At 58.9% G+C, this 26,226-nt stretch carries 17 protein-coding genes and 1 tRNA gene; 1 reads left to right on the top strand and 17 read right to left on the bottom strand.

The genetic code is table 11. The features are described from left to right. From H5U38_00795 to H5U38_00750, 10 genes are all read right to left on the bottom strand, one after another. Positions 1 to 443 (bottom strand): T9SS C-terminal target domain-containing protein (locus H5U38_00795; GenBank protein MBC7185549.1); only part of this gene is annotated, 443 nt, incomplete at its 3' end. Positions 444 to 534: 91 nt separating this feature from the next. Further along, the gene (locus H5U38_00790) at positions 535 to 2,019 is read right to left on the bottom strand and encodes a hypothetical protein (protein MBC7185548.1); all 1,485 of its coding nucleotides are present in this window, start codon (positions 2,017 to 2,019) and stop codon (positions 535 to 537) included. Then, positions 2,016 to 3,059 carry a PorV/PorQ family protein gene (locus H5U38_00785; protein MBC7185547.1) on the bottom strand — a complete coding sequence of 348 codons (1,044 nt, stop codon included), beginning with the start codon at positions 3,057 to 3,059 and terminating at the stop codon, positions 2,016 to 2,018. The genes H5U38_00790 and H5U38_00785 overlap by 4 nt, the downstream gene beginning before the upstream one ends. Positions 3,060 to 3,078: 19 nt before the next feature. Then, on the bottom strand, positions 3,079 to 5,295 hold the full coding sequence (locus H5U38_00780; GenBank protein MBC7185546.1) for a T9SS C-terminal target domain-containing protein: 2,217 nt from the start codon (positions 5,293 to 5,295) through the stop codon (positions 3,079 to 3,081). An 18-nt stretch (positions 5,296 to 5,313) separates the two neighbouring features. Next, positions 5,314 to 8,178: a TonB-dependent receptor gene (locus tag H5U38_00775; GenBank protein ID MBC7185545.1), complete on the bottom strand. Its 2,865-nt coding sequence runs from the start codon at positions 8,176 to 8,178 to the stop codon at positions 5,314 to 5,316. A gap of 124 nt (positions 8,179 to 8,302) precedes the next feature. Beyond that, the gene (locus H5U38_00770) at positions 8,303 to 9,451 is read right to left on the bottom strand and encodes a glycoside hydrolase family 88 protein (protein ID MBC7185544.1); all 1,149 of its coding nucleotides are present in this window, start codon (positions 9,449 to 9,451) and stop codon (positions 8,303 to 8,305) included. A 129-nt stretch (positions 9,452 to 9,580) separates the two neighbouring features. Then, positions 9,581 to 10,927, bottom strand: a complete 1,347-nt coding sequence (locus H5U38_00765; GenBank protein ID MBC7185543.1) for a pectate lyase — start codon at positions 10,925 to 10,927, stop codon at positions 9,581 to 9,583. A 16-nt stretch (positions 10,928 to 10,943) separates the two neighbouring features. Beyond that, the gene (locus tag H5U38_00760) at positions 10,944 to 12,383 is read right to left on the bottom strand and encodes a glycoside hydrolase family 28 protein (protein ID MBC7185542.1); all 1,440 of its coding nucleotides are present in this window, start codon (positions 12,381 to 12,383) and stop codon (positions 10,944 to 10,946) included. Between the two features lie 479 nt (positions 12,384 to 12,862). Further along, positions 12,863 to 14,512 carry a T9SS type A sorting domain-containing protein gene (locus H5U38_00755; protein ID MBC7185541.1) on the bottom strand — a complete coding sequence of 550 codons (1,650 nt, stop codon included), beginning with the start codon at positions 14,510 to 14,512 and terminating at the stop codon, positions 12,863 to 12,865. Positions 14,513 to 14,623: 111 nt separating this feature from the next. Further along, positions 14,624 to 17,617 carry a TonB-dependent receptor gene (locus tag H5U38_00750; protein MBC7185540.1) on the bottom strand — a complete coding sequence of 998 codons (2,994 nt, stop codon included), beginning with the start codon at positions 17,615 to 17,617 and terminating at the stop codon, positions 14,624 to 14,626. A gap of 676 nt (positions 17,618 to 18,293) precedes the next feature. Between H5U38_00750 and H5U38_00745 the strand changes: the two genes are divergently transcribed. Then, positions 18,294 to 19,541, top strand: coding sequence for a helix-turn-helix domain-containing protein (locus tag H5U38_00745; GenBank protein ID MBC7185539.1), 1,248 nt, complete (start codon positions 18,294 to 18,296; stop codon positions 19,539 to 19,541). Between the two features lie 455 nt (positions 19,542 to 19,996). Here H5U38_00745 and H5U38_00740 read toward each other — a convergent pair whose 3' ends face one another. The 7 genes from H5U38_00740 to H5U38_00710 form a co-directional block, all read right to left on the bottom strand. After that, a complete protein-coding gene (locus H5U38_00740; GenBank protein ID MBC7185538.1) occupies positions 19,997 to 21,376 on the bottom strand; it encodes a tetratricopeptide repeat protein in 1,380 nt (459 codons plus the stop codon). 72 nt (positions 21,377 to 21,448) lie between these two features. After that, positions 21,449 to 21,522: transfer RNA gene (locus H5U38_00735), tRNA-Arg, on the bottom strand. 9 nt (positions 21,523 to 21,531) lie between these two features. Continuing rightward, on the bottom strand, positions 21,532 to 22,419 hold the full coding sequence (locus tag H5U38_00730; protein ID MBC7185537.1) for a bifunctional 5,10-methylene-tetrahydrofolate dehydrogenase/5,10-methylene-tetrahydrofolate cyclohydrolase: 888 nt from the start codon (positions 22,417 to 22,419) through the stop codon (positions 21,532 to 21,534). 47 nt (positions 22,420 to 22,466) lie between these two features. After that, entirely contained in the window at positions 22,467 to 24,026 is a 1,560-nt protein-coding gene (gene rny, locus H5U38_00725; protein ID MBC7185536.1) for a ribonuclease Y, read from the bottom strand. 128 nt (positions 24,027 to 24,154) lie between these two features. After that, positions 24,155 to 24,517 carry a cell division protein ZapA gene (locus H5U38_00720; protein ID MBC7185535.1) on the bottom strand — a complete coding sequence of 121 codons (363 nt, stop codon included), beginning with the start codon at positions 24,515 to 24,517 and terminating at the stop codon, positions 24,155 to 24,157. A 67-nt stretch (positions 24,518 to 24,584) separates the two neighbouring features. Then, entirely contained in the window at positions 24,585 to 24,857 is a 273-nt protein-coding gene (gene zapB, locus H5U38_00715) for a cell division protein ZapB (protein ID MBC7185534.1), read from the bottom strand. A gap of 15 nt (positions 24,858 to 24,872) precedes the next feature. Beyond that, positions 24,873 to 26,226 (bottom strand): phenylalanine--tRNA ligase subunit beta (locus H5U38_00710; protein ID MBC7185533.1); only part of this gene is annotated, 1,354 nt, incomplete at its 5' end.

The following is a 26,226-nucleotide window of genomic DNA, read 5'->3' as shown; positions in this document are numbered from 1 at the left end:
GGCGTGTTGAACTCGATGTTGTAGTACCCTTGGTTGCGATTGTCCGGCGCAGTGGACACGGTGCCAGTCATCAGAAGCGTAGAACCGTCCTCCCACGTAATAGTCGGGATTTTGCCCCCATCCCGGTCGTGCTGGTAGATGCCGCCGTTCCCCACGCGCAGATTGCCACCATCGTTGACAATCCCTTGGTTCACGAGTCGCCCGGTGATGGTCACGGGCACATTTACGTAGACCGAGTCTGTGCTGCGCACGGTGATGGTCTCGCTCCCGGTAGGCGGGGTGCCCGTTGCCAACCACGTCGTGCCGTTGTAACGTTGCCACGTCTGTGCGTTGCCCCAATCACCGCTCGCCTTCGTGCGAAAGTCACCGATAGATTGCGCCAGCGAGGACACGCTTATTGCCGAGAGCAGCAAACAACTCAATAGCAACGTACCGCGTTTCATGTCATCCCTCCTCACTTGTGTGCCCACGAAAGAGCTAACGTGCGGCCCTTCTCCCTTGCTAACTTCCCAGCGACGCTCTGCCAACCGAAATCTATGGCCTCCACGGAATCTCGTACGCCAGTTGCCCAAGAGCAATCCAGCGGCGCTCGCTGTTCTTGCTGATCGCACTTGACCAGATGTCCTGGTATTTCATGAGCGCGTTCTCCACTGCCAAGTCCATACGGACACCTCGGAAGGTCACGCTCGCACCGCACGAGTAGACCGAATAGGTAACCGGCTCCCCAGGAAGTTGGTTGCCTTCTGGTTCAAAGACCTCTGCCTCGTTCCTCATCCCAGCCCGCAGTGCCAACCAGGGCGAAGCGCGCAGCTCAACCCCCACTCGGAATGGGGAACTCGATAGCCATGGAGAGCTTTCCTTTCCAATGGAATCCACAAAGCGCGCGGACTTGTAGGGGCGGAGCTCGTATTCAAATCCCAAGGTCAGCCATTCCTTCGGGGTGATTGCCAGACCCGCGGTGCCTCGCCAAGGAAGCTTCAGTCGGTCCTTTCCTCCTGCTGGCGGGCCGGTCACCAGCGAGGCATTGTTGACCTCATTCAGCCCGACACTCTCTACGTCGGCCGACATTTCCCGTTTTATCTCGGCAGGAGGTCTCACCGTCAGCCCCAGGCTGGCATGGGTCCCGCTCAACAACCAGCTGACGGCAAGTTCCTGTCCATTGAAACGGGACGTACCGCTCTTCCGCAACCGCCACCCCACAGAATCAGCACGGAAGGCGTTCGCAAAGAAGGTCAGTCTGCCTCTCCCAACATACTGCTCTTCGTCGTCACTCTCTCCGCGCAACAACAACCCACTGACGCCAAAAGAAGAATGCAGCTTCTGCACCTGCGCCGCCAGAGCAAATCCGTACCCCCAGATCGAACCTCTCCGCGAGCGGACGGTCTGATACCAGTCGACGACGAGAGGGTTGTCGTCCGAAGGCCGCATCGTCGGGAGAGGCCGTTGCGAAAGGATGGACGGCGAGAGCACATTGTTGTGTTGGTAGAAGTGGTCAAGGTCTGCGTATTGAACAGCGCCCAATCCTGCCGTGAATTGTACTTCGGACACTCGAAAAGGCACGGCTGCCAAGAGGTGAAGCGGATATTGTCCGTTGCTGGAACGCGACCAGTTGGGACCTATGTTATCGTACGGCCGTTGCACCGTGTCTGCCGGTGTAAATCCCGGAAGTTCAGGATTAGGGTCGGGAATACCGCTGGTCAGCCCCTCCAGGAGCAGGCTCAGATTGGCATAGTACCTCACCGGGGCATAGTTTTGCTCCTGCTCCTGGCGATGCGCAAACGCAGCCCCTGCCACCGAGACGCCCACGCCAGCGATGCCGGCCAACATTGCCGGGTTATTGAACATTGACGCCACGTCCTGTGCGGCAACCGTCACGCCACCCATCGCCCTGCTGGCCGCCGAGTGCAGCTGGTAGTGCTCCATGCCCTGAAACGTGAGCTCTCCGCCATAGCCCTGCGCCAGAGCCAGGCGTGCCACCAAGACAAGGATCAAAGCCGGGAGAACCTTCAGCTCTTTCATGGCAGAATCATTCTCGCGCTAATGCGTTGCACGTTGCCCAGGTAAGTGCCCATGTCACCATAACTCCAGTCAAGCAGCAGGCGCACACCTTCTGCGGCGAATTTCAGACCTGCGCCGAAAGTCAGGCCGTCGAAGTCATAATTGAACTTGTAGCCGGCGCGCAAAGCGAGCACGCCACGGAATTCATACTCGCCACCCATGTGCACCTGTTGGTCATAGTCATTTGGGTGAAAGATGTCCACAACCATGCCGAGCCGATGGTTTTCATTGTTACCCACCAGCAGGCCTTCGCGACCGAGCAAGTCTGCTGCCACTCCGAACCTGAAAAGCAACGGGACCGGGTGCGCTTCCTTGGCGAACTTGACATCCGCTCCAAAGTTCTGCACTGCAGAGCCCAGGTGAATGGAACGGTAGCCGGTGTTGTAGCGGATCCCAAAGTCGAAAAGCAAGCCGTTTGCCCACGTCTTCACTTCTTCGTAGACGCCGGGCCGAACCATAGCCGTCACCTGTCGCTCGCCGAAAAGCGATTGGTAGACGAACTTTGTACCGATCCCGACGGAGAATTTGTCCGTCAGGTCGCGGGCGTAAGAAAGACCCACGACGCACGCAAAAGGCCGAAAGGTCCGGCCGGTGAAACCAGGGTGCTCGGGATCGTTTATGAACGGCCGCGCATTGCTGGTCTCCTCAAATTCGCCGAAATCGACGTACTGGAGTTGCGCTCCTATTGCCCCGTTCCTCCCCACGGGCGTGGCGAACCCGAGTGCCCCCTGCTGCGCGTCGAAGAGCCAGTTCACATAGCTGGTGAAAAACTCTGGACCCTCCACTCTCGCTACGCCGGCAGGATTCCAGAAAACGGCCTCGGAACCAGCGGCCCACACGGAGTAAGCTTCGCCTAAGGCAGCTCCTCGCGCGGAAGGTACGACCTTGAGGAATTGCATCGAGGTGCTGCCCACCTTCTGCGCATGGGAGGAACTCCACCACAGAAGAGCGGCCAACACCACAGCAAAGCTGTCGAACTTTCCTTTCGGACGGTTTCTCATCGTCGTCTTTCCACCAAGCTTAGTGGATTACCACAAACTTTCCGCTCGAGCGGTCGCCCGTATCGAGGTCTTCCACCACAAAGTAGTACACTCCCGAAGCGATCAGCTGGTTGTTAACGCTCAGTTGATACCATGGGTTGCCGAACGTCTCCCGTTCATGTTTGATCGTCATCACCAGCTGCCCGGAATAGGAAAAGATGCGAATGATGCAGCGCTTGGTCAGGCCCATGAATTGGACTCTATCGCCGATTTCGCCGGCCGGGTCCGAGCCGCTCAATCCGCTGCTAACAATGAGGGGATTGGGGACCACGTACACTTTCCCCAATCTTTCCTTCGGCGGCGCCTGAGTTTCGTGCAGAGTGAGATTAGTCATCCCACTCCTGCCGCCTAACTCATCCACGGATAGCACCGCGTAAGCGACATTATCTCCAAGATTGCTATACGGGTCCAAGACCGCATACTCCCCGTTCTCGAAATACCTCGGGTCCCTGATCCCCACCGAGTCTATGATCGTCCACGGTCCGAGTGGATGCGGTGCGCGAAGCACCAGGTAGTGACTCAGCCGTGCGCGGAGTCGTCGACAGTTGAATTCTTCCACCTGCGGGCCCCAGATGATCCTGTTCGCGGCCGCGTGCGTGTCTTCCACTCTGATGGCGGGAGCCGGGAAGGGAATTGGCACCGTATCGTATCTCCCCTTGGGCGGCGCCTCTTCCGGCTTGTACTGCAAGGTGTCGTACTTTACCAGCGGCCGCCCGGTGTACATCTGGATGGCCCTGTCTGCCACGTCACGGATGGAGACGACGCCCGGCGTCACGTACCAGGGAAGGGGATGATTCTGCAGATAGGTGCTGCCAATGTAATTCTTGGTGCCCAGGTACTCGTACTGCAGGGTGTCGTACCAGCTGGGCACAGGGTTGAAGTAGAACCCCGCGTCCACGCCGCCACGAACATTGCCCCCCAGGTCTTTGTACTTCCTATCCCCGGCCACTCCGGGCCCGTACCCCACCACCTCCGCCACCGAGAAATACATCGTTTCGTTCGGGGGAAGGATATAGGGATAGAAACCATAGGCTCGCGAGACCGGCTGCCACCACGAAAGATTTGCCGAGGTCTTGGTGCGACCTTTCCAATACGCCCATAAAAGCGGTTCGAACTGTGTACAGAAGCGGGTCGAGTCCTCTGTACCCTGCCAAATTCCCGTCTTGCGCCGCAAAGTGGGGTCCATCCATGTCGCCGTCTTCGCCTCCGGCGGCAGGTTGCCGTTTTCGTAGCGGAGCAGGAAGGGCTGTTTTGCCTTGCCGTTTTCGTCCCACATGCCTGCACTGTCGCCGGTTGCCAAGAACACCTGCTGGGTCTGGTCTCTCCGGCACAGGTGCTCATAGTCATAGTGCAACACGACGATGCCCACCGCTTGGGGCGAATTGAGGCCACCACGATTGCCTGGCGTCGACCACTCCTCGAAAAAGACCGGGTCGGGAAGGCCTTCCCGCTCGTGATTGTAGCTCATCCAACGCTTCAGGTCGAAACGGGCGAAATGATCACCGAGGCCTGCCGGAGGTTGCCCGCGAAATGCACTCTCCGTCCAGCTCCCGTGGTTGCGCTGGTAGCCAAACATCGACGGGGCAAAAGTGTTTGCAAAGGTGACGAACACGTCCTTGAGCGTGTCGCCTGTCACGTTCTGAAACTCGTACTCATAGATGATGAAGCTGTCGTAACCAGGATAACTCCACGCCCGGCTTGTGCGGGTGACGCGAACACCAACTGGGGTGTCCCAGCGAGCGATGATGATCTCCTCCGCTTCGTCAGGGTCGAAAGCCGGGTTAAGCGAACCATCGGCGAGCACCGGAAAGTTCTCGATTCTCTGGATGTCCAGAGGCACGCTGTAGACCCCGACGACGGGCACTGGGTCTCCGCTGCTATTTGATACCGCGCCGCAGAACGCATACTTGCGCCCACTTGGTCGCGTGCCCGCTATCCAGATCCCACTGCCGAAGGAATTGTGCTGGCCAGGGTAGTTTGTCCTTTCCAGGACAATCCGCGAGTACGGTGGCCACTCCATGCACGGCATGCCCGGCTGGATTGTGCCGCCGGCACTGTAGGCTCGCCCCAGCTCTCCAGTGTTGAACACGGTTTGATGAAGCAGGCCCCGCGAGTGCACCCGCCAGTCACGTTGTTGACTGGTAGCCTGGCCGGCACCCAACAAGACCAGAAGCATCAGCAAGTGAGTGCGTTTCATATGCCCTTCATCGATGGTCTAAAACTCGAACACTACGCCGAAGTTGAACGAGCGCGGGCTGTTCTCATAGAGCAGAAAGGACTGATCTATGCTGAACGGCCCCTGCCTCCCTTTGTCCCACCAGTAGCGCACGCCGTTTTCTTTGTCGTCAATGGGGTACTTTTCGTAGTACTGTAAAGGCAGGTTCGGATTGGTCGGCGTGGGACGCTGAAAGAGGTAGTCGTAGTTCAGCACCCTGTTATTGAAAAGGTTAAAGACCTCCACATAGAACCTCGCCGGAGCGCCAAAGAAGTTGCGGATCGTCTTGGTAAGACGCAGGTCAGTATTGGACTCCGAGGGCGCGCGTTTCACATTGATAAGCCTGATGTCCGAAGGCGAGGTGTATGGTCTGCCGCTGCGGATCGAGGAACGGAGCGACACCGCCACATCTCCAAACGGCCGCGTGTTGAAGATCGACGGCCCCCAGTGGTGGCCAGTAGTGTAGCCGATGGTGACCACCACGTTGTGCGTGCGGTCGAAATCAAGGAGAATATCGCGCGTCGGCACATTGGTTAGGTCGGTCGTCACCACATTCGAGGTGTCCCGATTGAAGATCGGCGTCGCTGCGGTAGCTGTGGCGCTCTTGCCGGTGGCGTATCCATACTGGTAATTGACCGAACCTGTCAGCGCACCCTTGCGCTTGTGAAGCATGACGCGAAAACCGCGAATGTCAGCGTAGTCCAGATTGAAGTAAGAACTCACTTGGTAGCCAGCCCGTTGGTCTATGAAATTGGCCTGCTGGACCAGGTTCTTGACATCTTTGTAGTAACCGCTCACGTCGACCGTGAAACCTTCGCCGAGGGCCTGCACCACACCCACGTCGTAGCTATTTGTTGTCTCGGGCTCCAGACGCGGATTGCCCAAGATCACCGGGTTGTTCAGCCTCTGCCCGAGCCTGCTCGAAACAATGTACTGGAAGGCAGGCCGCTGCATAAAGGCTCCGTAGTTGAGATGGAACACGGTGCTCGCCGAGACCGGAAACGAGAAACCCAAACGCGGTTGGAGGCGCGTGTAGGTCGGTGCCTTTTTCCTTTGTCCCTTTGTGGGGTTGAACCGGCCCAAGGAATCGGCGTCGCCAAATGGCGTATACAAATCGGTGTAGTAGTCAGTCCCAGCATACCACAGGTCGAACCGGAGGCCCACGTTAGCTATCAGCCCCTCGAACTCCATCTTGTCCTGTACGTAAAGGGCAGCTTCGAACGGGTGCGCAGTGTAGCGTTCTACCAAACGATTGGAGCGTATGTTGAGAAAATTGGACACATCAACAAGGTAGGAGTTGACTTGAAAGCCCCCGTTGAGAAGATGTGCCTTGGTAATCTGACTGGTGAGCGCACCCTCAGCGGAGAGCGTCCGTGTCTTTTCCTTTGTGAAGGAATCGTAGCCGAGCTGATAATTCAGCATGTCAGGGGAATTGTTGTTGGGAAAGGCAATAGTACCAACCACCCAGTTGAAATCCACAGAATCGGGGAAAGTGTCAGGCACCGGTGTGGCACCCACTCTATTGCTGGTGAAAAGGGAGTTCAGCTTGAGTTCATAGAAAGTACTCTGGCTGAGCGTCTTGGTGAATCGTGCGCCGATCTGGGTGTTGGCTCTCTTGCGCAGACGTGTGCCGGTGATTCTGTCCCACAGCCAACGCTGGTACCCACTTACGCTGTTGGAACCAGGAAAGACGGCATCGGAGAGGCGAGAGAGGCCGCCGCTCAGGCGCAGTGTGCTGGCGCCACCAAGGTCGACCGCCAAATTGCCCATCGCCTGGTACTCGGTATTTGCCTGCTCCGTGGGAAAGACCGGCCATTCGCGTTCAGCGCGCAGAGCCAAGAACATCCTCATCCTCTGGTTGACCGGGCCTCCACTGGCTGCTTCCACCGAGTAATCGACCTCGTTTCCATACGAGCGACCCATGTCCCGCCGGCTCTGTCTCCAGAGCGCCCGGGCCACGGCCAGTTGCACCAGTGTGTCACCCGCAAAACTGTTGGTGAGCCCTGAAGCCATTGTGCCGTAGTAAGGCTGAGCGTGCTCTGCGCTGGGGTCGCCCGTGCGCCACACGTGCTCGTCGAGTAGAAGCTTGAGATAGGCGTTGGCACTCGGGTCGTAGACGCTCGGCCCGAAGTGTTTACGGCCCGGAGCTCGAAAGCGCGACTCGACCCTCGTGCGCCAGCGGTGCGGATGGCCTTCCTTCATCGAGATATTCACGACGCCGGATTGCGCGTTCCCGTACTGGGCACCAAAACCACTGGTGATGACCTCGACTTCCTCCACGCCGCTCATTATGGGAAGGAAGGCAGAGGAGCGGTCCAGGGGGTTGACGATTCCCAGTCCTTGCAGTAGATAGTACTCCTCGCCTTGCCGTCCGCCACGGAAATGTCCGTCGACTATGTCAGCCGCCAGGCCGATGACATCGCCGATATCTCTGATCCCCGGGAGCATCTGCACGTCGTCGAAGCGGACGATGGCACTGGTGGAAGTCTTGTCACGTTCGACGTCCGGCCGGGTCGCTTGTACGACAATTTCCCCAAGTTCGAGGACTGTTTGCGCGAGGGCAAAGTCAACCGTCGTTGTCTTGCCCGCATTCACTATGACGTCTACCACGACAGTCGACTTGTAACCAATCATGGAAGCCCGAAGAGAATAGCGCCCGGGAGGGACATTGAGGATGTAGTAGTCGCCCTTGCCATCCGTGGCAGCTCCCATGCTGGTCCCGACGATGACCACATTGGTCCCGGGCAAAGGCTCACCGGTGCCTGCGTCCGTCACCTTGCCGGCGATCTTACCCACGGTCTGCGCAGAGAGGGGCGCAACGCACCAGAACAACGCAAATCCCACCAGCCAGTGTCTCGCGGCCATCAGCTTGTCCACCCACCTCAGTTGACAGGTCTCTACACTTGTTTGTGGCACTCTGACAACTATTGAACACCCACTTCGCCCGTATCGGTTCCCTTCCAACCCGCTCTTTTCTGCTCAGCTGCTCCTATCGCGGGGACAATCTCCCCACCTCGGCACAGGCGGCCAAGAATGGGCCGAGCCCTTTTCCATCGTTTGGCACAATTGGCTCCATGTAGACGTAGTACTCATAGCTTCCGTCGCGGATCTTGTCGGGATAATCTCCGCCCAGGCCAGCGCTCTTGCAGATCCTGGCGAGATTGTAGTTTCCGGCAGAGTCGTGGTACACCATGTGGTCCACCAAGCCCTGGAACCCCTTTTTCACCGTCTGGAGGTATGAGCGATCGATGTAACCCATGCGCACCGCCTTGGCCAGAGAGTAAACGAACATCGCCGACGCGGAAGCCTCCAAGTAGTTGCCGGACCTATTGCCCTGGTCCACGACCTGCCACCACAGACCAGTCTGGGCGTCTTGGTAACGGCGCACCACACTCGCCAGTTCGCGCAGCGAGTTCAGTAGGAGCTCGCGCCCCGCGGTGTTCTCGGGCAGATGGTCGAGCACGTCCACCATGGCCATCATGTACCACCCGAGCGCGCGTCCCCAAAAGCACTGCGAGAGCCCGGTGCTGGAGTCGGCCCAAAACGCCTGACGCGACTCGTCCCACGCGTGGTAGTAGAGTCCAGTTCTCTTATCTTTAAGATTCCCAGCGATCAGAGCGAACTGGTGGACAACATCGTCAAGGGCCTGCGGCTCACCGAAGAGCGTGGCGTATTCGGCGTAGAATGGTTGAGCCATATACAGCCCGTCCAGCCACATCTGATGAGGGTAGATCTTCTTGTGCCAGAACCCTCCCGAGGGCGTGCGCGGGTGCGTCTTGAGCTGCTCCCTCACCATAGTAGCCGCCCGCTTGTACTTCTGTTCGCCGGTCTGCCGATAGAGGAAGAGAAGCATTCGCCCTTCCTGAATATCGTCGAGGCTGTACTTCTGAGCATCGTAGCCGGCAATCTCGCCGCCATCGCCGACTACGCGGTCAACGGTCATCTTGATGTAATAGAGATACCGCTCATCTCCGGTGACGCGCCACAGTTCCTCAAAGCCACGCAATACGGTACCCGTCACATAGTCCCAGTCTCCATAGCCCCCTGGGTATCGCTTCATGATCGTCTCAGCGAACCTCGTCCCCAACAGAACTGCCTCGCCGTTCCATGGGTTGCTTTTCCGCTCACAGGCGGACATGGCCAGCATCGCCAACGTGATGGCGACCGCGCGGGAGAATTTGACCTGGCGTTCTCTCTTCATCGCCCTTCTGGCACTTGGAGCTAGTGAACAACACCCTTCTTGAGACCGATCATGAACATCATTGACTCACTTTTGCCCGTGGTCCTTCCCGACCTGTTCAAGCGAAAGGCACAGATGGTTCAAGTAGTCCTCGAGGTTGGTGTAGCCATCGCCGTCAGGATCCACACTACCGTCTTTGGCCTCAAGCGGGTCCAACCCGTGCTCTACCTCCCATTGGTCAGGCATGCCATCATGATCGCTATCGGCAGGTGGCGTTCCGTCCCGCAGCACCGGCCAGCCGCCCACTTCAGTCTGGGAGTCGATGAGGCCGCGACCTCCTCTGCCGAACTTTGCCTTGCCGCTTGCTACTTCTTCCACAATGCGGGCGTCCACCGCATCTCTTCGAGGAAGCACAGCTCCTGCGTGAGCAAGCACCAATGTGTAAGCTTGTTCTGCGGTGTGGGTGACGACCGGGGCGCAAGGAAATGGGTTCTCCGCCCTCACCTTCTGCCAGAACTTGCCCTGGACTCCTCCTGCCCAATTATCAGCCGTCACCTGCGGAAACCCGAATACAAAGTTGTCGGCCACATACCAGCGCCCCTTATCATCCCACGGTTCTACAATGCGGCTCTTTGGCCCTGTGGCCGGGCCGAACTTGTAGTAATTGGCCACCACGTTCTGCTGCCCTCGTTCGCCACCGTAAGCGCTCTGTCCGCCCCAATTGTACACCACGTTATTGCGAAAGTCGACCAGCTCGCGCTCCGGCTCGCCGTGATAACGGCTGCCGTTGAAACGGGGATTGCGGCTCGAGTGGTGCGCAAGCAAATTGTGGTGGAACGACGCCCCTTTCCCTCCCCAGATGCCACCGTAGCCATGGGGGCCCTTGTGGTGATAGGAGCGATGCAAGCTCTCGGAGATGATGCACCACTGCACCGTGCTGTTCTCGTTGTCGCGAACCGTGAGGACTTCGTCAGTCGCCCAGCTAAACGAGCAGTGGTCGATGATCAGGTCCTTATGGAAAATGGCACTCAGGGCATCGCCCTCGATGCGATTCTCATCCCCCATGCGGAACCTGAGGAAACGGATGATTACGTTATCTGCCTCGACGAGCACTGGGTAGCCTCGCACACAGATCCCGTCGCCAGGCGCCGTCTGTCCAGCTATGGTGACGCTGTCGTGGCTCACAACAAGCGGCGACTGCAGAGTAATCGTCCCGGCGACGCGAAAGACCACGGTGCGCGCGCCCGGTTGCTCCAGAGCTTCCCGGAGGCTACCCGGACCTGCGTCGGCCAAGGTTGTGACTTCGATGACTCGACCACCTCGACCACCCACAGTGAAGCGCCCAAATCCCTCGGCGCCGGGAAATGCCAGCGTTTGCGCACACACCGAAGTCACCCACACCATCCAGCTCAGCGGCGCAAAGACCAGTTTCATCAGTGCAGAGTCCCTGCTACTCCACCACGGCGGCGCGGCGAAAGTCCTCAGTGCCCATGCTCACACCGTTCAGCATCACGCCCTTCAACACGATTCCTTGCACATGTTCCAGCACGTTGCCCCTATCTACGCCATCAAAGCGGCAGGACTCCAGACGCAGGTTTCTCACTGGCGAGCGCTTGTAAGCCTTTATGAACAGGGCATACTGGCTCTTCTTACTCGTGACGTTCGAGAGATGAATATTCCTCACGACCGGCGTGTGCGGACCCACGTCACCTTCGCCGTAGTAGAAATAGATGTGCACGACCGCCTCTCTTACCTCCCCAACCTGCACATTGCGCATGAAGACGTTCTCAATAACCCCGCCGCGCAGGGAGTTCGTTTTGATGCGGAGCGCGCGGTCAAGGTTTGGGCTGTCCATGGTGCAGTTTTCCACAAAAACATTGCGGCAACCGCCGCTCGTCTCGCTGCCGATTACCACACCCCCGTGGCCGTCTTTCATGGTGCAGTTCCGAACGATGATGTTCTCGCTGGGCGTCGCCACCCTCCTACCATCGGCATTTCGCCCGGACTTGATAGCGATGCAGTCGTCACCCGTATCAAAGTAACAATCCGTAATCAAAACGTCCCGCGAAGACTCCGGGTTGCAGCCATCGTTGTTGGGGCCGGGGCTCACCACTGTCACCTTCCGGATGGTGACGTTTTCGCAAAGGACCGGGTGCATGACCCACATCGGCGATCGCTCAAGCCTAACCCCTTCGATCAAGACATTCTTGCACTTGTAGAACTGGATGAAATTGGGCCGCAGATAGTGGCCTTCGCCAAACAGGCGCTCCTCGATCGGTACCCCCTCTTCGGCCATGCGGAAGAGCCGTTCGCGGTCTGCAGTGTGTTCCGGCTTGCCGGCCGACCAGCCGTGTCTGGGATTGCCGGTCCAAGGCCACCACATGGAAGTGTCTGCCTGGCCGTCGAGTACACCTTCGCCCGTTATGGCGACGTTCTCCTGCTCGAATGCGTACACGAACGGAGAGTAGTTCATGCACTCGACGCCCTCAAAGCGCGTGTACACCAGCGGCAGGTACTTTTTCGTGTCCCGGCTGAACACGATGCGAGCATCCTTGAGTAGATGCAGGTTCACGTTGCTCGCTAAATGAATGGCCCCCGTCAGATACGTGCCTTGGGGAACAACCACACGTCCCCCTCCTGCCTGATGGCACTGTTCTATTGCCTTCCTGAACGCCTCGCTGCAGTCCGTCTGTCCGTCTCCAACTGCCCCGAACTGCGTCACATCAAAATCGCGCGCAGGGAAGACAGGCGGGACGATGCGCTGCAGGATCCTTTCCGCTTGCTCCCAACCGGAGTGGGCCCCCGCACAACTTAGGAACTCCCCTGCCAGGAGGACGGCGATGGGGAGAATCAGCAGAACAAGATGCCTCCACCCCAGTCCACGACTGATTCGACCCTCGTCCACGGTTTGCCTTGCCCTTTCCTCGTGGGTCAATTTCCTACCGCCCCTTCACAGCGAAACACCAGCGCTTCGTCGACCACGCGCTCCACGGCGTGCAACACGGATCTCCTGGAGAATGGTCGCCTGGCGTCCGCCGCAGCCCCTCGGCTCAGGTCAGGGGCCCTGCCTGGAGCTAAGGCATCCATTGTTGCGCCAGCCTCGCCCATTCTGGTCCAGACACTTCCCTGCCCTGCACGGCAGCACGTCTCCAGGTACACATACGGCAACACGCCGGTCCTGCGAACGCCTCAAGACCATTCACGACCGAGAGGGAACCGGCGGGAAGCTGATACTTGAGCTATTGGCTAAAAGCATCTGCGCCCCATCTCTGTGATTCCCACCGGTTCCCCTCCGCGGCCGTACGGCAGGGCTGCCTGCGGAGATGCCTCCCCCTGGTGTCAAACCGGCCTCCCCGCAGCGTGCGGCGCCTAGCGCATGAGCACCATCTTTTTCACTGCCTGCTGCCGACCTGCCTTCAAGGAGCACAGGTAGACGCCGCTGGGCAGAGACCCTGCATCGAAGGTCACTTCGTGATCGCCAGCGGCGACGCGCCGCGCCAGCGGAACGGCCACTTCCCGTCCCAGCATGTCGCAGATCCGCAGCGTGACGAATTCAGGACGACTGATGCTGAAGCGGATCTTTGTGCTCGGGTTGAACGGGTTCGGGTAGTTTTGGTAGAGAGCGAACTCCAACGGAACGCTCTCTTTGCGCTCCACTGCGGTGAGCCAGGTTTCCCACTCGGCCTTCTTCGTCGGGAACCAGTTGAGGTCACCAACAGGGAACCCACCCATAGCGCCAGAGTAGGCAGCAGTGGTGGTCGCGTAGCTGCAATCGAGGGTGTCGGCGAAGTACTGCCACGGTCGACGGTCATAGTCGTCGGTGGCGCGATTCCACTTGTCGCTCGGGGTGTTCTTGGTCTTGTTGCCGCCACTGGGGCTGCGGTACCATTCGGCCATGTTCACCATGGGCCGCGGCCGGTTCGCCAGGACAATGTCCTCCTTGATGAACGCCAGGGCAGAGTCTACACCCAAGCGGCTGCAAATGTGGTGCGTCAAAGCCGGACCTTCGCCCAGCACGCCCTCGGCTGCGTGCCGCTCATAAAAAGCCTGCACTTCCGGGCTCACCGTGTAGTAATTCCCCTTGACCACCCACTTCGTCGTGTCGTTGGGGACTGACAGAACCCAGGCCATGCGGCCCAAGCCATTGCGGGGATCGAGCTCGCCGGGTTCTTCGAACTCGGCCTGGCGCGTGCGGTCCGTGTCTGCACCAGCGATAAAATGGTCGACAAAGAGGTTGTTAGTGATCCTGCACTCGCTGCCGAGCCACCCGAGGGCAAGCGTGCCGTGGAAGCCAAGAGAATTGACGACCGTATTGTGGTCGAAGATGAAGTGGTTGATCGCCGCGACGCTCGCGCGATGCCGTACAACCCGGTCATGGAAATTGACGAAGGTGTTGTTGATAAAGATGGCCGAGTCGCAAGAGGCGTTGCGGAAGTCGATGGGTTTGCCTGCACCCAGGTTAGAGGTACCGAGGTCGCCCATGTTCGCAAAGATGCAATTGGTGATTTTGACAACCCGTGTTGCCTGCTCCAGTCGGATGTGCTCGCCTCGCGATTGCGTGATGATGCATCCGTCAAGGATAAGGTCAAACCCGGCCGCGCGCGACCTGATCAGACGCGGCGGATTGTTGGCAATCTGCCCCTCCATGGACTCGATGAAGCCGACGAGGACGATGTCCTTCAGGTACACATCCTCGCCCATTTCGATGAAATGCGAGGGGAATACGCCGGTGGTCGGGTCAGCGATGAGGTAGATGACCGGCTTGGTTCCTGGGCCATCCTCGGCCTTGATACGCAGCACCCAACCGCTGTTGGTCAGCACGTTGTTGAAGAGATAGAAACCGTTCCGCTTGAGTACGTACACCCTGCCCGGCGGCCTGCTTGCGTCTGCCTCGATCTGCTGGTTCAGGAACGTCGTCCCGTCGCTCGGGGGGATTACCAACTCGTCCTGTGCGACAAGCACCAGCGGCAGAGCTAAGACGCCAACGAGCCCCAGCGCTGTAACTTTGAGCCACTTCATGACAACCTCCTTATGTTAGGTTGACACGAAAGAACCTCTGCGGCTGCCCTCAGGTTCTTCGGCACGCCCCCAACTTGCCGTGCACCTTGAGCGGCCCACCGCGCCTGCCACTCACAGGCTCATCCGCAGGCCGAGGTCTGCGGAGATGCCATAGATCTCATCGGTGCTCAACAAGTCCCAGCCCTGGATCCGATTCAAAACCGAAGTCCCCTCGTGGATATTGGAAATGTTGTTGACGTTGAACATCAGTGCCAGATTGGGAGTAATTTGCTGCTTCACAGCCAGATCCCAGCGGGTGTAAGCGTTTTGCACGACGTCGCTCCGGCCATCCGAGGAGAACGTACGATTGTATCGCCCCTGGTGGAATACGGAAAGCCGCGCTGAGAATCCGCCTATGTCGTAGCCGATGGCGAAATTCCCAAAGAATTCTGGTTGGCCTTCAAGCTTCTGTTTGCGCTCCTCCAGAATATACCGCGTCTTCTTGACGGGAAATGGCAATGGCGGAACGACAACTTCGTACGTTTCGACGCGCGTAGTGGGAATGTACGTCTCCGAACGTACCACGGAAAAGTTGTAGGTCAGAACGATGTTGCTGAGCAGCCCTGGCAAGAAACGAAGGTTGGCTTGGTGTTCCACCTCCAGACCCTTGACGATGGTCGGCTTCGTGGAGTTGTAAGGGTAGTAGAGCACAAACTCATTGGTGCCAAACGGATTCTTGATGCGAATGCCCAGACTATCGAGTGCGGCTTGCCCCACGAACGGCAGTCCGTTGATGTAGTGGAACATGTCCTTGACGTCTTTGTAGAAGGCCGACACCGAAAGCAAACCAATCCTGTTGCCGAAAAAGGACGTGTTCACCTCAAAATTCCAGGCTTGCGCTGCCTTGAGGGCAGCATTGCCCACAGTAAGATTGTTTCCCGGAAAGAACGTGCTCCGCGCCTTGGTCACTACATTGGCCAGCCGGTAGTTAAAGTCCGGACGCGCGAGGGCCTTGTAGGCGGCAAAGCGGACGTTGGCAAAGGGAAGTGGTTTCACCATCATGTGGAAATTCGGGAGCCAGACCGTCTCCCGGTGGGTTGCGGTGGTGTCGTGGATCATCCCGGTTGGCACGGGGAAGCCGCTCAGTGTTCCTTTGGAATAGCGGGAGAGGTAGTCATTGTCCTCGCGCTCCACCCGCGCACCGGCAATGAGCGTCACCCTTTGCCCGACGCGAAGCGTGTTCATCACGTAGGCGGCCGAGATGCGTTCAGTGATGTCATAGTAAAGCGCATCCGGCTCCAAGTTGCGTTCGTACTCGGGATTCCTTCCCTCCGGATCCTGGAAGCCCTTGCGATTGAGGTCCCACCACAGGCGGACTGCATCGCGATTGAGCAACGGATAGAGCGCGTACTTGCCAAACAACTTCCTGTCCAGCGGCACTGGATCAAGGAAGTTGGTCATGAGAATCATGTTGCCGGTCTTCTCTAGGTTCGCGAAGCGGGTACCCGCAAAGTCCTTCCTCACGATGGCACCCCCCGACTCGACGTACTCCGCGAAAGCCTCGTTGTAGTAGGGCGAGAAGACCTCAGAACGCGCTCTGTCTCGTGCCCGGTCCCGATACTTTGCTCCTACCTTGATCTCCCCAGAAAAAAGCCGGCCGAGGCTGTAGCCGCGCGAGATATTCAGGAATGCAGTCCGCTCCACGTCGTTGTTCTTCTCGCCGCGATAGTAGGCAGTGTAGAGGTAGGCCATTCTGAAGTTATTCAAGGCGTACGGGATAATGAGTTCCGGCGGTCCGTGGAGAATGGAAGTGGGCACAGGTCGCATGTGCGACAGCGGATTTCCCTGGGGGTCCGTCGTGGAAGGCTCAGTGAAATCAATCTCATAGTCGAAGGGAAACTGCGACTTTGAATTGGCATAGGACAGCCCCCAATTCGCAGTGAAGCCAAAGAGGTGATTGTCGCCGGTCACCGAACCAGTGTAGGTGCTAATCTCTTGCTCACGGTCACGTGCCTTGTAAAACAGCTCCTCCCCCGTAGTGGGGTAATTGCGCTGGTATTCGATAAACTTCCTCTCTGTGCGGTTCCAGATGTTATTGAACCGGATCGAGCCACGGTCGGGTGTGTCCACGTCCACCAGCAGACTGAGGCCACGACGCGAGCGCGTTTCGTCGGTGTAATTGAGGGTAAAATCGGTGATCTCATAGTCAGTGCCGCTGGCGATGCCCCGGAGTTCATAGTCCAGGCTGACGTTCTCTTTGCTGCGATCTCTCTTCTCCACATTCGCCGACACCTGCACGCCCAGTACTTCGCGGAAGAACCGCTGCCCATACCGAAGGACCCAGTCGTATTGGTCGGAAGTGTTCTTGAGGCGATTGTACGAACCTCGTCCGTCCACTCGGAGAACCATCGGGGACGGCGCCCTGCGCGTCACAAAGTTGACACTGCCGGCGATGGCGTCTGCGTCCTGCTCTGCGGTTATTGCCTTGTAGAGTTCAATGCCGGCCAGTGAGCCCTGGGAAATCGTGCTGAGATCGACTCCGCGCGCATCTGGATCGGTGGGGGCGATTCTGACACCGTCAACGGTAAACGCCGAGAACTTGTCACTTAGCCCGCGCAGGACAATTTTGTTTGCTTCGCCACCCGAACGCCGCATGGACACGCCAGGAAGTCTTCCCACCGCCTCGGCAGCGTTCGCATCGGGGAGCTCCTGGATTTTCTCCTCAGAAACTACGTTGACAATGGTGTTGGCAGTGAGCTGCCTGTTGATGGCGGCGGCCTGGCCCACGGCTTGCGCTGTGACCACAATCGCCTGGCCTTCCAGCACATCGACCACCAGCGCGGCATCGATCCGATAGCTCTGCCCCGACCGAACCTGCACGGGGATGTTCTTTGTCTTGTAGCCGATGTAGGAGACCCGCAGAGTGTATTGACCCGGAGGCACGCGGCTGATGCTGAAGTGCCCCTCCAAATTGGTCGAGCTGCCGAACGCCGTACCAACAAGGAATACATTTGCGCCAACCAGAGGCTTCGCGGTAGCGGAGTCCGTGACCACACCGTACAGATGCCCCTGTGCCACTGACTCCCGCGGGAGAACGAGAGCCAGGGACATCAACAACGCCAGCATGGAAAAATACTTTGTCGCACGCATGGCCTATTCTCCTCTTAGCCGCATTCCTGAAGGTGGATCCCCATACCTCGCCGTCGGCTGATGGCGAGACTTGCTGGGCGGGCAAGCAAAGAAGAGAACCTGTGTAGGCAATGGTTGGATTGAAAACTCAGAGGGGCAGTCAGCAACAGCGTCTTCAGGTCCGCAATGGACCATGAACTCTGTGGCAAAACGAGCAGTCCTGGAAACATGGGGACCCGCCTCACCTTCGCAGACGAGTTGCCTGCGTCTGCGCAGGAGATACTCGCGCGCCTCATAAGCGCTCCTTCGAATGAGAGACGGCTTTTCTATCAACGCACATGAATATAGCCCCTCATTCGCCCAAAGTAAAGTTCGAAACAGTGAATCACATTGTTCACCGACGTTGATACATGTCAAGCACAGCTGGGCAGTTCGGGGCCTCCTGGTTAGTCGTTCGGTGGCCGCCTACAGCCAACACCCCCAAGCTATCTGAGCCTTGCGAGAAGTGAAACTGCAGTGGCCGCGTGTTTCCAGAAAGGCACGTACCATTAAGCATATGGAGGCTGATTCGATTGGGCAACTTTCTTGTTGCATTTGGCGGGAAGTATGCGTAAATTCCTTGCGACGTCGCTTAATCGTGCACAATCGTAACCCGACGAGGAGTTGGGCAAGAATGATCGACGACTCACAGCAGAAACGGCTTTTGGAAAAGATCCTGGCGAGCGAAGAGTTCGCTAGCTCAAGAGTCCATCAACAGCTTCTCACCTATCTCGTCGAGGCCACGAATGCGGGAAGGCACCTGAAGGAAACCACCATCGCCATTGAGGTGTTCGGCAAGGATGCACATTTCAATCCGGCTGAAGATGCAATTGTCAGGTCCCACGTATACGCGCTCAGAAAAAAGCTCGAGAAGTACTACCTGACTGAGGGGAAAGAGGAAAAGGTCCGCCTGCAGATCCCTAAGGGGAGCTATGAAGTGCACTTTGTGGCGGAAGCCAACGAACGTCCCAGACCAATCCTTCTGCGACGGCTGGCAAAGGCGGCCATGGCCGTCCTGAGTCTCGCCCTCTTGGGTTTGACAGTCGCGGTGTGGACCGACAGCCGCGCTCTGCGCAGAGAGCTCAAGGCCTACCGGCCGATCTCCCCAGAGGACCCGATCTGGGTTGAGTACGCCCACTCTAATCTCCCTGTCTTGGTCGCCGTGGGCGATCACTTTTTCTACACCGAGTATCGACGGGACTACGGCAGAACAATCTACGTGCGCGACATCAACATCAACTCCGAGGACGATCTAAAGGCATTCAGGGCTCGATATCCCTCGATCGAGGTAACAGACTACCGGGAGAAATACTACCCCCACCATAGCATCTGGAGTCTGCCCCCGGTACTGAACGTGCTCTCCTCGTTCCGGCAGAGGCCTCTGCTGAAGAGTTCTTCGGATCTGAAGCCGGCTAATCTCGAGGAGTACAACATCATCTTTGTAGGAAGCATCAAGACGCTCGGTATTCTGCGGCACACCATTCTAACGGCCTCTCACTTTGACTATGTGATCATGCCCCACCGCATTATCTACCGCCCTCCTGGCTCAGATTCTATGCGCGTGTTCGAGAGCCCTTTGGCATCAGAAGGGCCGAACGAGGACCTGGCCCTGATCCTGAAGCTGCCCGGTCCGAAGAAAAACGCCATCCTTGTGGTGGCCTCATTCGGCTCGTTGGGGGCACCCGAGGCAGTGAAGCATCTGACCGAGCCCTCGAAGCTGGCCTTGCTCGAAGAGTTGCTGCGCAAGAAGTGCGGCAAAGTGCCGGAGTACTTCGAGCTCCTCCTGCGTGTGTCAGGCATCGACAAAGTCGCGTTTGACGCCGAGGTCTTAGTCATGCAAGAACTGGAGCGCGAGAAGCCACGCGTGCTTCCGTTGGAGTAGAGTAGTGGCCTTAGCGCTGTGAGTCTCGTGGCTCCTTTAAGAGGTCCTGCTCGCGCGCCACTCTTCCTCTCTGCAGCCCCTCCGTCATCGCCAGAACCCCTCTCTGGGTGAGGCTAGTGGCGTCACGGCCACTCCTGTTGCACCGACGTTTCCTACTCTGTGCCTCCCCCCACTTGGGAATTGCCAGAGCCAAGCGTAGACCGGTGCAACTCATGGCAGCTGCGCCCATCTTTACGTCGCAACCTTGCGAGGGCAAAACGGGGTCGGGCGAAGATCTGTGGCTAGCATGGCTGCGATGGAGTGAAACGGACACGCAGGCCGTCTGTGAGTGCGTTCTTCTTGAATGGAGAGGCGAACACCCGAGGGACGTTTGGTCAGCGAGCCTCGAAGGAAAGTAGCTGGGGCATGGTGAAGAGGTGGCGCGGGCCCAAAGAAAGGGCCCCGCGGATTCACACTCACGCAGGCGCTCTGCCCAAGTCTGCTAAGAGGCGCTCGGCGCGCTCTTTCAGCGGGCTGGCAACGCGCACCGTGAGAATGTGCTGCAGGTGCTCCTGAGCCTTGGCGGGCGAGCCCATGTCCCGGTAGGCAGCGGCGGCGTAATAGTGAGCAAGCAAGTTGTTGCGATTCTGGCGCAAGGCTTGCTCGAGAACCTCGGCAGCCTCTCTGAACCGGCCCAAGAGCACAAGAGATTTGCCCATCAACCCAAGCGTAGTGCTGTCCACTCGTCCGAGCTTGGCCGCGTGGGAGAGCGACTCGTGTGCGCCCGCGGGATCCCCCAGCAGATCGCGGACCATCCCCTGTTTCTTGTGGTGAGTCCCTTCGTTCGGCTCAAGCTTGATGGCCTGTGCGCATGCCTCGTCGGCTTTCGCCAGGTCGCCAAGGCGCATATAGGCCGTTGCCAACAGGGACCAGGCGCGCGCATCCTTGCGCTTCTTCTCGAGATAGCTCTCCAGAAGGCGCCTGGCGTTATCATAGTCCCCCTCTGCCAGCGCTCGGTAGCCTGAGGAGAAGAGCTCGTCGGTACCCAGTGCGATTGGACCCGACTGCTGCGGTGCAGCCGGCCTGGTGACCACGATCGAGTGCCGAGCCAAGGGCGCAAGAACGCCAGTCTTATCCAACTCGACGACCTTTCGGAAGCAGTCGTTCGCTTTTTCTATGTCTCCTAGAGCCGAGTATATTTTGGCCAGGCCAAAGTAGGCACGGGGCTCGTTCGGCTTGAGAGCCAATACTCGCTCGTAGGTGGCGATGGCGTTGTCGTGCTCTCGCAGGATACTCTGCGTGGCCGCAAGGTTGATGAGACCGGCAAGGTTGTCGGGCTCGAACTTCAGCCCTTCAGCAAAACAGCGCCGTGCATCGGCAAACTTGCGCAGCTTGATAAAAGCCCGGCCGAGCAAGAAATACTCCCGATGGTACACAGGGCAGATAGCGAGCACTCGTTCCAGCGAGGAGATGGCGTTGGTCAAGTCACCCTGCTCGAACTGGGCAATGGAGAGGTTGAACCAGTAGTGCGGGTCGTCGGGGTTGGTGTCACAGGCCAGCTTCCATTGCTGGGCGGCCTGTGGGAAATTCCGCTGCCGGGCAAGTTCCAGAGCCTTACGGTGGTAGCTCTCGGCAACCGCATCGAAAGCGGGTGGTGTCCAGCGTAGCACCGCACGTTCGCCCTCAACAGTAATCTTCAGTTCCCCCACCGTAAAGCGGTACTGCCGCACCAGCGCTTCTTGGAAAGCAAGGCGCCACTCGGGCGAGTCCAGCTCCGTACCCTCGTCGTAGATCATCCCGGCGTTTTGGGCGGTGATGGTAACCTGCACGATCTTCTGGCTGGGTATGGCGCTCATCTATCTGCCTGCGTGAGGTGGAAAGCGGGCTTGTCTTCTCATCACTGGAGCACTGGGTAGAAGAGCCATTAGTACGCCAGCCGGGACTTGAACCCGGAACCTTTGGCTCCGGAGGCCAACGCTCTGTCCAATTGAGCTACTGGCGCATTGGGCGGTCAGTGGCCGGCAAGCGAGGCTTTGGCCGCCTTGAGTGTATTCTTCATGAGCATGGCGATGGTCATCGGCCCCACACCTCCTGGCACCGGGGTGATGGCCGCCGCAACCTGCGACACCGCGGCAAAATCCACATCCCCCACCAGTCGATACCCCTTGGGGCTCGAGGGATCCTCCACCCTGTTGACTCCGACGTCTATGACCACCGTGCCGGCGCGCACCATCTCTGCCCGAATCGTAGCTGGCGAACCGATGGCCGCCACCAGAATGTCTGCGGTCTTGGTCACCTCCGCCAGGTTCCTGGTCCTGCTGTGGCAGATGGTCACGGTAGCATTGGCTCCCGCGCGCTTCTGGGCCAGGAGAATCGCCAGAGGCAACCCAACGATTTGACTGCGCCCGACGATGACCACGTGTCGACCCTCAGGGTCATACCCGGAGCGCAACAGCAACTCCTGAATGCCTGCGGGCGTGCAGGGAACGAATGTATCCTCGCCGGAAGTCAACCTCCCCCGATTGACCGGGTGAAAGCCATCCACGTCCATCGACGGGGGGATGGCTTCTATGATTACCTTTTCGTCGATGTGGCCAGGCAGCGGCAGCTGCACCAGGAGGCCATGTGCCCACCCCGCCGTGCAGAGCTCCTCGATAGTGTTGAGCAACTGGCTCTGCGTGGTGTGCGCCGGGAGGTGGACAGTCTCCGACCGCATACCCAGCTCCTCGCACGCCTTCCGCTTGCCGCGCACATAGCTTGCGGAGGCGGGGTCGTCGCCAACCAGGATGACGGCCAGGCCTGGCACCACGCCTCGCGCGCGAAGATCCGCCACTTCCCTGGCTACCTCTGCCATAACCTGTGCCGCAATGGCCTTGCCGTCAATGATCCTGGCGCTCATCTGGTTCTACTGGCTAGTGCGTCTTTCGTTCCCAAGGCCTGAATGGGTCACTTCGCATAGTCCACCGCCCGATACTCGCGTATGACGGTGACCTTGATTTGCCCTGGGTACTCCATTTCCGCCTGTATCTTCTGTGCGATGTCAGAGGAAAGCTGCTCAGCCATTGCGTCGTTCACCTTGTCGGGCTCAACCATCACCCTAATCTCCCTTCCGGCCTGGATGGCGTAAGCCCTGCCTACCCCGCTGAAGGACTTGGCCACCTCTTCTAACTTCTCGAGGCGCTTCACATAGCTTTCCAACGACTCGCGCCGCGCACCTGGACGGGAGCTGGAGATGGCATCGGCCGCCTGCACAAGGATGGCAATCGGAGAAGTGATCTCGACGTCCTCGTGGTGGGCGGCGATGGCGTTCACCACTGCGGGGTTCTCGCCATACTTCTTCGCCAGCTCGACGCCAATCTGAGTATGCGTCCCCTCGGTGTAGCGGTCGATGGCCTTGCCGATGTCGTGCAGCAGGCCAGCCCGTTTGGCAAGGTTCGCATCCAGCCCGAGCTGGGCGGCCATCAGTCCCGCCAGATACGAAACCTCGATGGCATGCTGGAGGGCATTTTGACCGTAGCTGGTGCGGTAGTGGAGCTTGCCAAGGAGCTTGACCAGCTCGGGGTGAAGGCCGTGCACCCCTGTCTCCAACATTGCCTTCTCGCCCACCTGGGAGAGGCTCTCTTCCACCTCCTGGGCCGTTTTCTGCACTACCTCCTCGATGCGCGCCGGGTGAATGCGGCCGTCAGCGATGAGCTTCTCCAGGGCCAGTCGGGCGATTTCGCGGCGCAGCGGGTCGAAACCAGAAAGAATGACCGCCTCGGGTGTGTCGTCGACGATGATCTCGATGCCGGTGGCCATCTCGAAGGCGCGGATGTTGCGCCCCTCGCGGCCGATGATGCGCCCTTTCATCTCATCGTTGGGCAAATTGACCACCGACACGGTCGTCTCCACCGAGTGGTCAGCCGCAGAGCGCTGGATGGCCTGCAGGACAATCTCTCGTGCCTCCCGGTTGGCATTTTGCCGCGCCTGGTCCTTGATCTCCTTGATCATCTGGGCGGCCTCGTGTCTGGCCTTCTCGAGAAGGTTGTCCATGAGGAGTTTCTTGGCCTCCTCGTGGGAAAGACCGGAGATCTTCTCCAGGCGGGCGTTCTGCTCCTCGATGAGGCGGTCCAGTTCCTCCTGTCGCTTGTGTACTGCTGCCGATTCCTGCTTCAGTTGCTGGCTGAGCTGCTCCAGATCCCGCTCTTTCTTGTTCAGCAGGTCAGCCCGTTTGTCGAGGTTGAGCTCTCGGTTGGCGAGCTGCCGCTCGAGGTTCTGAAGCTCTACCCGCCGCGACTTGGTTTCGCTCTCGAACTCTTGCTTCATCCGAAGCCATTCGTCCTTGGCCTCGAGCAGTTTTTCCTTCTTCAGGGCCTCGGCAGTCTTCTCGGCTTCGGAGATGATCTTTTCTGCCAGCTTCTCGGCGCTGGCAATCTTCCCCTGACCAATTTTCTTGCTTGCGAACCATCCCGCCACAAACGCCACCGCCGCACAGGCGATGGCAACTATCAACGTCGTCACAGCCATATCCGTTCCACCTCCCGTGGCCAACGAGCAATCGCTCGCGGCCACATCACATTAGGCGCTCGCCCAGTCCTCGGGGGCGAGTGGCCCGCACTCGAACCATCTATGAGGGGGGCGTGACGACCAGTAGCCTAAGTGCCGCAATCGCCTGACGGATCGCGCCGATCGGTGCTTGTGTGCTCTCCGGACGTAGCTACCGACTGTTCTCCCAACACTGCGGCCAGCTCTTCAGAAAGCCTCTGTACCCGTTCTTCGTAGTCTCGAATGGGACGCTCTTTACTTTCGCGTTCACGGAAGAGTTCGTCAGCAATATTCAGGGCGGCGAGGATCGCCACCTTGAGGACAGGCCGCCCAGCGGCTGCCTCGTCCACCTCGCGCATCTTCCGGTCAACGTAGCGGGCCACCCGCAGGATGTACTCGGGGTCGGTGGTCCCGCGAACTGGATAGTCGGTCCCGAAGATATTGACCTTGAGAACGGTATACTCGCCCGCCATGGCGTGCGTTTGCCTTAGTTGCTACCAGTAATCTCCCCCCAGCCTTACCCCCGACATCCCCCGACAATCAGCCAGTTTGTTCTTTCTCGAGCCGCTGCAAGAGGTGGCGAATGCGCGTGCGCACCTCTTCCAGCACCTCCATCCCCTCTACCTGTCCACCGCCACTTGAATACGGTTGCTGAACGCGGAGGGTATCACGTTCGGCTTGCAGACGCTCCAACTCCTCCAAGAGCCGACTATTCTGCACGCGCAGCTGGCGATTCTCTTCGCGGAGATGCCGAATGAGGTCCACTGCCGCACGTACACGCGATTCCAGTTTCTCAAGTTGCGTGAAATCCATGGCTCCCCGTTGCCGTCAAGACCTCAGCACAGCGCCCGTTTCCGCGTGCAGACCCTCAATGATCCTCCGCATTGCCTCGTCCACCTCGGCGTCCCTCAAGGTTCGAGTTTCCTCTTGGAACACCAAAGAGAACGTCAGGCTCTTCTTCCCTTGCGGGATTTGTTTGCCAGCGTAAAGGTCCACCACTTGCACTTCACGAAGCAGACCGCCGCCGAATTTGCGAATAGCCTTTACCAAGCTCTCGGCGGGCACCTGCTGGTCGACCACTACCGACAGGTCACGCGGCGCATAGGGGAACTTGGGCACGGGCCGGTACAGCACTGGGCGTAGCGCGTAACCAGCCACCGCAGGGAGATGCACTTCGGCAACGAAGACTTTGCCTCGCTCGATGTCGAAAGCCCTCAGCACCTCCTCGCGAACTGCCCCAAATCGCGCCACCACTTCCTTGTTTAACCATACCTCCAGACCGCCCTTAGTGCAGACTTGCCACTTGCCAGGCGCAAACTCGACTTCGGAGAGGCGCCAGGTTTCGAAGAGCGCCGACAAATGGCCTTTCACGTCGAAGAGGTTTACCTCTCGGTGCTCGCCTGCCCACGAGCGGGGGCGGACAAGGCCAACCAGAACCATACCCAAAGCTTTCCATTCGGTGTAACCATCGCCGGTTGCGCCGAAGCAGCGCCCAATTTCGAAGGCCCTGATGCTCGTGACGCCGCGGTTGAGGTTGTGGGCGCAGACCTGGAGAAGGCCAGGAATCATGCTCGGCCGCAAGGCTGAGTACTCTTCGGTGAGAGGATTCTTGAGCCGCACCAGCTCCTGCTCCTCGGCAAACAGGGCTGCGTGCCGCGTACTGAGCAGGCTGACGGTGCACGCTTCGTAGTACCCCAGACCGACCAGACACTCCCGTCCCTTCTCCACCACGGCATCGGAAATGACCTGCGGACGGGAAGAATCAACCGGAGCTACCACCCGCGCCGGGATGCGGTCGTAACTCCACACTCTGGCGACTTCTTCGATGAGGTCGATCTCGCGCTCCAAGTCAGGCCGGTAGGTGGGCACCTGCACGTGCAACGAGTCGCCTCTTTCCTCCACCTCCGCACCAAGTCCGGAAAGAATGGTCGCACACTCCTGAAGCGGTATCTCCGCCCCGAGCACCTGGCGCACGCGCTGGCCGCGAAGCTGGAGTTTGCGACGCTCAATGGGCGCCGGGTAAACGTCCACCACGCCTCGGGCCACTGTCGCGCCGCAGAGTTGTGCCATTAGCTGCGCTGCGCGATCGGAGGCATAAAGCACGCCGTTGGGATCGACTCCGCGTTCGAAGCGCTGCGAGGACTCTGTGGAGATGGCCAATGCCTTTGAGGTACGCCTGATG

The sequence above is a fragment of the Calditrichota bacterium genome (assembly GCA_014359355.1).
GTDB lineage: Bacteria > Zhuqueibacterota > Zhuqueibacteria > JANLFK01 > Oleimicrobiaceae > Oleimicrobium.
This window is presented reverse-complemented; position numbering and strand designations above follow the sequence as displayed.

Coding starts and splice junctions, on each gene's coding strand:
- H5U38_00790 (MBC7185548.1), bottom strand. CDS start 2,019: ATGAAAGAGCTGAAGGTTCTCCCGGCTTTGATCCTTGTCTTGGTGGCA.
- H5U38_00785 (MBC7185547.1), bottom strand. CDS start 3,059: ATGAGAAACCGTCCGAAAGGAAAGTTCGACAGCTTTGCTGTGGTGTTG.
- H5U38_00780 (MBC7185546.1), bottom strand. CDS start 5,295: ATGAAACGCACTCACTTGCTGATGCTTCTGGTCTTGTTGGGTGCCGGC.
- H5U38_00775 (MBC7185545.1), bottom strand. CDS start 8,178: ATGGCCGCGAGACACTGGCTGGTGGGATTTGCGTTGTTCTGGTGCGTT.
- H5U38_00770 (MBC7185544.1), bottom strand. CDS start 9,451: ATGTCCGCCTGTGAGCGGAAAAGCAACCCATGGAACGGCGAGGCAGTT.
- H5U38_00765 (MBC7185543.1), bottom strand. CDS start 10,927: ATGAAACTGGTCTTTGCGCCGCTGAGCTGGATGGTGTGGGTGACTTCG.
- H5U38_00755 (MBC7185541.1), bottom strand. CDS start 14,512: ATGAAGTGGCTCAAAGTTACAGCGCTGGGGCTCGTTGGCGTCTTAGCT.
- H5U38_00750 (MBC7185540.1), bottom strand. CDS start 17,617: ATGCTGGCGTTGTTGATGTCCCTGGCTCTCGTTCTCCCGCGGGAGTCA.
- H5U38_00745 (MBC7185539.1), top strand. CDS start 18,294: ATGATCGACGACTCACAGCAGAAACGGCTTTTGGAAAAGATCCTGGCG.
- H5U38_00740 (MBC7185538.1), bottom strand. CDS start 21,376: ATGAGCGCCATACCCAGCCAGAAGATCGTGCAGGTTACCATCACCGCC.
- H5U38_00730 (MBC7185537.1), bottom strand. CDS start 22,419: ATGAGCGCCAGGATCATTGACGGCAAGGCCATTGCGGCACAGGTTATG.
- rny (MBC7185536.1), bottom strand. CDS start 24,026: ATGGCTGTGACGACGTTGATAGTTGCCATCGCCTGTGCGGCGGTGGCG.
- H5U38_00720 (MBC7185535.1), bottom strand. CDS start 24,517: ATGGCGGGCGAGTATACCGTTCTCAAGGTCAATATCTTCGGGACCGAC.
- zapB (MBC7185534.1), bottom strand. CDS start 24,857: ATGGATTTCACGCAACTTGAGAAACTGGAATCGCGTGTACGTGCGGCA.